At 59.4% G+C, this 7,057-nt stretch carries 6 protein-coding genes; 1 reads left to right on the forward strand and 5 read right to left on the reverse strand.

All coding sequences use genetic code 11. The features are described 5' to 3' along the window. Window positions 1-98: 98 nt before the first annotated feature. Complete coding sequence (locus QE435_RS14070; RefSeq protein WP_306934729.1) at window positions 99-785, reverse strand: L,D-transpeptidase; 687 nt, start codon at window positions 783-785, stop codon at window positions 99-101. Between the two features lie 182 nt (window positions 786-967). Between QE435_RS14070 and QE435_RS14075 the strand changes: the two genes are divergently transcribed. Further along, complete coding sequence (locus QE435_RS14075) at window positions 968-1,453, forward strand: MmcB family DNA repair protein (RefSeq protein ID WP_306934730.1); 486 nt, start codon at window positions 968-970, stop codon at window positions 1,451-1,453. Window positions 1,454-1,468: 15 nt separating this feature from the next. Here the strand turns inward: QE435_RS14075 and QE435_RS14080 are convergent, their stop codons facing one another. From QE435_RS14080 to QE435_RS14095, 4 genes are all read right to left on the reverse strand, one after another. Beyond that, window positions 1,469-2,053, reverse strand: a complete 585-nt coding sequence (locus QE435_RS14080) for an ActR/PrrA/RegA family redox response regulator transcription factor (RefSeq protein ID WP_309772085.1) — start codon at window positions 2,051-2,053, stop codon at window positions 1,469-1,471. A 192-nt stretch (window positions 2,054-2,245) separates the two neighbouring features. After that, window positions 2,246-3,553 (reverse strand): ActS/PrrB/RegB family redox-sensitive histidine kinase, encoded by a 1,308-nt coding sequence (locus QE435_RS14085; RefSeq protein ID WP_349041752.1) that lies wholly within the window; start codon window positions 3,551-3,553, stop codon window positions 2,246-2,248. An 18-nt stretch (window positions 3,554-3,571) separates the two neighbouring features. After that, window positions 3,572-6,058: an ATP-dependent helicase HrpB gene (hrpB, locus tag QE435_RS14090; RefSeq protein ID WP_349041753.1), complete on the reverse strand. Its 2,487-nt coding sequence runs from the start codon at window positions 6,056-6,058 to the stop codon at window positions 3,572-3,574. A 4-nt stretch (window positions 6,059-6,062) separates the two neighbouring features. Further along, window positions 6,063-7,013, reverse strand: coding sequence for an ornithine cyclodeaminase family protein (locus tag QE435_RS14095; RefSeq protein ID WP_349041754.1), 951 nt, complete (start codon window positions 7,011-7,013; stop codon window positions 6,063-6,065). Window positions 7,014-7,057 lie beyond the last annotated feature (44 nt).

A 7,057-nucleotide genomic window follows, 5' to 3' on the forward strand; every position in this document is an offset into this window, starting at 1 on the left:
GTTATGAACGCTTCCCTTGCACCGGAAGCGTTCATAACCGGAAACAAGAAAGCCGCCGGGACATTCCTCGGCGGCTTTTTCATGCTCTGTGTCCAGAATTACTGGATCACGATAACCTTGGAGCTGCGGCCTGGACGGATGCGGCTGTAGAGATCGATGACGTCCTGGTTGATCATGCGAATGCAGCCGGAAGAGGCGGCGGTGCCGATCGAAGCCCATTCAGGCGAACCGTGGATACGGAACAGCGTGTCCTGGCCCTGTTCGTTGAAGAGATACATGGCGCGCGCACCGAGTGGATTGCTGATTCCAGGACCCATGCCGTTTTCGACATACTTGGCCACGTCCGGCTTGCGGGCGGCCATTTCCTTCGGCGGATGCCAGGTCGGCCACTCCTGCTTCCAGGCCACATAGGCTTCACCAGCCCAGGCAAAACCCTGCTTGCCAACGCCGATGCCGTAACGCACGGCCTTGCCGCCGGGCAGGATGTAATAGAGGAAGCGCTCACGGGTGTTGACGATCACCGTGCCTGGCTTTTCCGCTGTCTCGTAGTTCACGATCTGGCGATGAAACTTCTTGTCAACGCGGTTGATCGGAATGGCCGGAAGGGCGTAGCCAGCGTCCGTGGTCGCGCCGTAAACCTCATCGCCAAAAATCTGGGCGGTCTCGACCACAACCGGGGTCGTCAGCGGGCGGGCGGAAGAGGTTTCAGTTGTCGTAGACGCGCAGCCGGTCAGCGCAAGGATGGACGACAGGCCGAGGGCAGTCAAAGAAGTGCGAATGCGCATGGTGTTCTCGCGGAAAATTCGCTTATATAAGCGGTGCATGAAGCGATATTGGATCATCGGGTTATTTTCGATTAATCCTTGCTTGGCAAGCCATCGCACCGCAGCAAGATTACCGCTTGTGCGAAAATGCCGCTTCATGGTCTTTTTGCAACAATTTCGGGGCCCTTTTCCAGAATCGATCCATGACTATTCTTTCCTTTACCAATAACAACCCGTTAATCGACGGTCGCCAATCTGAGAAAGCCATGCTTGTGCGTCGGGGCGTACAAATACTGCTGCACGAGATGCGACACTCCGTCCTGCCGGAACTGGCTTTGTCCAGTGGCAGGCGCGCGGATCTGATCAGCCTGTCGGTCAAAGGGGAAATCTGGATCATCGAGATCAAATCCTCGATCGAGGATTTCAGGGTGGATCGCAAGTGGCCGGATTATCGGCTGCATTGCGACCGGCTGTTCTTCGCCACCCACGCGGCCGTTCCGCTCGATATCTTTCCGGAAGAGTGCGGGCTTTTTCTCTCGGACGGATATGGAGCCCATATGGTGCGGGAGGCACCGGAACATAAGCTGGCGCCTGCCACACGCAAATCCGTGATGTTGGACTTTTCCCGAACCGCCGCCCGCCGCCTGATGATGGCCGAATGGTCGACCGGCACCAGCTACTCGGACTGATACGCTATCTTTGGCTCACTTGGGCGCGCGCTTGGCAAGAATACGCTGCAACGTGCGGCGATGCATGTTGAGCCGCCGTGCCGTCTCCGAGACGTTCCGTTCGCACATTTCATAGACGCGCTGAATATGTTCCCACCGCACCCGATCCGCAGACATCGGGTTTTCCGGCACTTCCATCCGGTCGCCTTCGCGCTGTGTCAGCGCGTTGAACACGTCATCGGCATCTGCAGGCTTTGCCAGATAGTCCAACGCGCCGAGCTTCACGGCTGTGACCGCGGTCGCAATATTTCCATAGCCGGTCAGCACGACGATTTGCGTGTCATCGCGATGCTGTCGGATAGCCTCGATGACTTCCAACCCGTTGCCGTCACCCAGCCTCAGATCCACCACCGCATATTTCGGCGGCGCGCTTTTCGATTTCTCGATGCCTTCGCTGACGGACTCGGCGGTGTCGACGACAAAGCCGCGAGCTTCCATGGCGCGTGCTAGACGGCGCAGAAACGGACCATCATCATCAACGATCAGGAGTGACTTGTCCGGACCGATCGCATCCGAAGCTGTCATCGCCTCTTCTTCTCGCTTTTGTCCGTCATCTGCCATGGTCGTTTCCTTCGGTCATTTGTATGTTTCGGCGATCATATCCCTCATGCGCCACGAGCGTAAGGGTTTCCTAACAGACCGCCAGAGCATGGTCAGCGCCAAACTGTGCAGCAATTTTGCGATGACAATGCGCAGGGAATTAAAGAGCGACAGCGTAAGGAGCGAAACTGAAAGATCGCGATACGCTTTATATCACCGGCTCTTATTATCCTCCATGACGGATCGCGGCCAGATAACGGTGACCTTCGCACCTGCGGCATTTGGTCCACGATTTTCGAATGTGAGCGAAGCGCCGGATCGTTCCAGTAACGTCTTGGCGATGAAGAGCCCGAGTCCCAGACCGCCAGCCGTCGAATCATTGTGCCGCTCGGTCACGTAAGGATCGCCGATTCGCGCCAGGATATCCGGCGAATATCCATCGCCATCATCCTCGATCGTCACCGTCACCTGCTGCTGGTCATGTGCCACGGTGACAGTCACCATCTCCTTGGCATAATCGACGGCGTTTTCCAGCAGGTTACCTAGCCCGTAGAGAATGCCGGCATTGCGTGCGCCAACCGGCTCATCCGCCCTTCCGGACTTCTCGACCAGCTTGAGTTTCACGCCAAATTCCCGGTGCGGTGCCATCACCTCCTCGATCAACGAGGAGAGCGGAAGCCTGCGAATATGTTCCTCGCCTTCGGCAGACAGAGATGTCAGCCGGCGCAGGATGTCCCGGCATCGCTCGCTCTGGCTGCGCAGCAGCGCGACATCCTCGCTAAAGCGCTCGTCTTTTCCAAGCTCGCGTTGCATTTCCTTGGCAACGACGCTGATTGTCGCCAGCGGCGTTCCCAACTCGTGAGCGGCGGCTGCGGCTAGACCATCCAGTTGCGAAAGGTGTTTTTCCCGCTCCAGCACCAGCTCGGTTGCTGCAAGCGCATCGGCCAGCTGATTGGCCTCATGCGACACGCGGTATGCATAAAAGGCGGCAAACAGCATCATCGCCACGATCGAGCACCAGATGCCGATATGGATGATGAGCTGGATCGGCAGTTCTTCGCCCGGATACCACGGGACCGGAAAGGGTGAAAAGGCAATCGCGGTCACGCAGGTTAGCGCGAAGAACAGCAAAACGAGAGAATGCTTCAGCGGTTGCGAGGCAAAGGCAATAATGACCTGAACGCAGATCAGTGGCGCAAACGGGTTGGATAGGCCACCGGTAATATAGATCAGCGCCGTCAATTGCAGCAGGTCGAAGGCAAGCAGCAGCGTCGCTTCCCAGGGCTCCAGGCGATAGGTCGGCGGAAAGCGTGCCGACAAGAAGAGATTGGCTGTCGCCAGCGCCGCAATGAGCAGCGCGCAGGTCAGTAGCGGCAGGGGAAAGCCAAGACCGAATGCAACGATCAGAAGCGTGGCGCTCTGCCCGGCCACGGCAAGCCAGCGCAGCCAGACAATGGTCTGCAACCTGATTTGGCGGCTGGCGCGGCCAAACCGCGTTGTTTCTACGGGCTGCTTCGCCATTGGTCCCTCTTTATCATCTCAGGTACCGCGCGGCTTGGCGCGGTGCGTCGGTTGCGCGGATGCCGGATCTTCCGGCCAGGGGTGGCGCGGATAACGCCCCCTCATATCCGCCCGCACATCCTTCCAGGAGCCGGCCCAGAAGCCTGGCAAATCCCTAGTGGTCTGTATCGGCCTGTGGGCAGGCGAGGTCAATTCCAGCAACAGTGGCAATTTGCCACCCGCAACACTCGGGTGATCCTTCAATCCGAAGAGCTCCTGCACGCGGATGGTCAGTGTCGGTTCCTCACCTTCATAGTGGATTGCGTGCTTTTGTCCGGTCGGCGCTTCGAAATGGGTGGGAAGCAGTTTGCCCAGTTGGCGTAACTCTTCATGCGGAACCAGCGAGCGCAGCCCTTCGATGATGTTGCCGCTACTGATCTCATGGATCGTCTTGGCGTCGTGCTGAAAGGGTACGAACCACTCATCCAGCCGGTCGATCAGCGCCGCGTCGCTCATATCCGGCCAAGGCGCGCCGATGCTGCGGTGAAGAAAGCCGAGGCGATGGCGCAATTGCTGCGCGTCTTTCGAAAAGGGCAGGATGCCAAGGCCATGCTCGCGAATGCCGTTTGCGAGCGCTTGTGCAGCCTTCTCACCAGAGGGGCGTGCCAGTGGTGTTTCATCGAGAATAATGGCGCCGATGCGCGAGACGCGTCTGGCGCGAACCTGCCCGCTTGGCTTGTCGAAGAAAAGCTGGTCTTCCTTGACGATCGCCTCCGGCAGGAATGCTTCCACATCGCGCAGGCTGATCGAGGCGGCGGCGAGAATGCGCGGCCTTGCGGCGCGGCCGACAATGTCGGCCACCACCAGCATCTTTTGGGTTGTCAACCGCTCCGTCTCTTCCACCTCGCCGCCACGGCCATTCGCCATGACATAGCGGCCGCGCGCCCCGCGCTGGAATGCGATGCGATCCGGAAAGGCATGCAACAGAAGCTGCCCGGCCGTCAGAGGCGCTTCCGATCCATTGTTTTTACCTGGGATAGAGGAAACGAGCCGTTTTGCCAGTCCCCTGGCGGCGGTCGCGCGCTCCGACTTTTCGCCTTTGAACCGACGAAGCCGCTCTTCAAGATCAATATCGTTGCCGCCGAGACCCTGCTCGGTTAGCAGCACGGCAAGCAGGGACGCCTCACCCCCGCATCCAAGCGCGTCAGCCGCGAGCACCATGGCCGCGAGGCGAGGGGGTAGAGCCATCTCCCGCATCAGCTTTCCGCGTGCCGTAATCGCCCCCGACCCATCAAGAGCACCAAGCCCTTGCAGCAGCGCATTCGCCTCCTTCAACGTAGACGCCGGTGGCTGATCGAGAAATTTGAGGGACGCCGGATCGCTGACACCCCAATGGGCAAGATCCAGCGCGAAACCGGAAAGATCGCTGGCCAGAATCTGCGGCGGCGTAAAGGCTGGCAGCGCCGCTGTCTGTCCCGCATGCCAGAGACGGATGCCGATACCGGGCTCCGTGCGCCCCGCACGACCAGCCCGCTGGTCTGCAGAGGCACGAGAGACTTTCACCGTCTCAAGCCGGCTGATGCCGGTCGATGGCTCGAAGACGGGCAAACGTTGCAGCCCGCTATCGATAACGATCCGCACCCCATCGATGGTGATCGACGTCTCGGCAATCGATGTCGCCAATACGATTTTGCGTCGACCCTTCTCAGTGGGCTTGATCGCCGCGTCCTGTTCCTTTTGCGAGAGATTTCCGTAAAGTGGGATCACCTGCGTGCCCGGGTCGAAGCGACCCTCCAGTCTCTCCGCGGTGCGCTTGATCTCCGCTTGTCCCGGAAGAAAGGCGAGGATCGAGCCGGCCTCTGCTGCATGCGCCTCGATGATGGCACGCGAAACCTTGTCTTCGATCCGCTCTTGCCCTGACCGTTCTTCATAACGGATATCGACCGGAAAGCTGCGGCCAAGACTGGTGACGACCGGAGCCCGATCCAGCAGCGCACTGATCCGTTCCGAATCCAGCGTGGCAGACATCACCAGGATATGCAGGTCGTCGCGCAGGCCTGCCTGCACATCCAGGGCCAGCGCAAGACCGAAATCGCCATCGAGCGAGCGCTCATGAAACTCGTCGAAGATGACGACCGAAACACCGCTCAGTTCTGGATCATCCAGAACCATCCGCGCAAAGACGCCTTCGGTCACCACTTCGATCCGCGTCTTGGCGGAAACGCGATTGTCGAGCCTCATGCGATAACCCACGGTGCCGCCGACGTCTTCATTCAGGAGGGTCGCCATGCGGCTCGCCGCTGCGCGCGCCGCCAGCCGTCGAGGTTCCAGCAAAATGATCTTGCCGTCACCAAGCCAGTCCTGATCGAGGAGATAAAGCGGCACCAGAGTTGTCTTACCGGCGCCCGGCGGGGCGCAGAGAACAGCGCGTTTTGCACGGCCGAGTTCTTGTCCTAACTCATCCAGCACATCCGTGACGGGGAGGTTGCTTGAACCATGGAGTGCCGCTTTGATCGTGCTCGTCATAAAATCAGTTGGTCCGTCGCGTCACGCTTTCATAAGCGAGGATAGCGCCAGCCAGATCCTCCAGCGCCGCCCCGACCGATTTGAAAAGCGTGATCTCGTTGTTGTTGTTGCGGCCCTTTTGACGCCCGGAAACGAGATCGGCAAGCTCTGCCCTGATATCCTGTCGCTGAAGTACGCCCGCTTCGAGCGGCTGCACGATATCGCCGCCTTCTTTCAGAGCGCCATCGAATGTGTCCACATAGACGCTTGCGCGCTGAACGGCAGCATCGTCGCTTTCGCGCATGGACGGCTTGAAGGCGCCGACGAGATCGAGATGCGCGCCGGGCTTCAGCCACTCACCTCTGATCAAAGGCTCGTTGGAGAGAGTAGCGCAGGAAATGATATCCGCGTCCCGTACCCCGACTTCCAGATCGGCGCAGGCAAAAGCATTGAGCCCCATCGCCCGGGCCTCAGCCGCGGTCTTCTCCGCAGAAGCGGTGTTTCGTCCCCATATATGGAAGGTGGAAATGTTTCGCACCGTCGCATGGGCCTGCATCAGGTTGATCGAGAGGCGCCCGGTGCCAACCATCAGCATGGATGATGCGTCGTCTCTCGCAAGGTATTTGGCTGCAAGAGCCGACGTCGCTGCTGTACGCCGCGCGGTAAGCTCGCCACCTTCCACCGCCGCCAGCATTCCCCCTGTCTTGCCGGATGACAGTAGATAGGTGCCAAAAATCGCGGGAAGGGCACGCGTGCTGTTGTCTGGAAAGACCGAGAGAATCTTCACGCCTATATAAGAGCCGGGCACCCAGGCGGGCATCATCAGCAGCGTGGCATCTCTCTCACCCGGCACGGCGACATCATGATGATGCCGAACGGGCATCTCGCAACCGATGCGAAACATGGTTTCGATCGCCTCGATCAGCTGCGGCCAGGCCAGAGCGCTGCGCGTTTCGTCTTCGTTCAGAACCAGCATAGGCTTTCCCTTTTCCTCATATGCGCGAAGCTTATCATGCGAAG

It is taken from the genome of Agrobacterium sp. SORGH_AS 787 (genome assembly GCF_030819035.1).
Classification (GTDB): Bacteria; Pseudomonadota; Alphaproteobacteria; order Rhizobiales; family Rhizobiaceae; genus Agrobacterium; species Agrobacterium larrymoorei_B.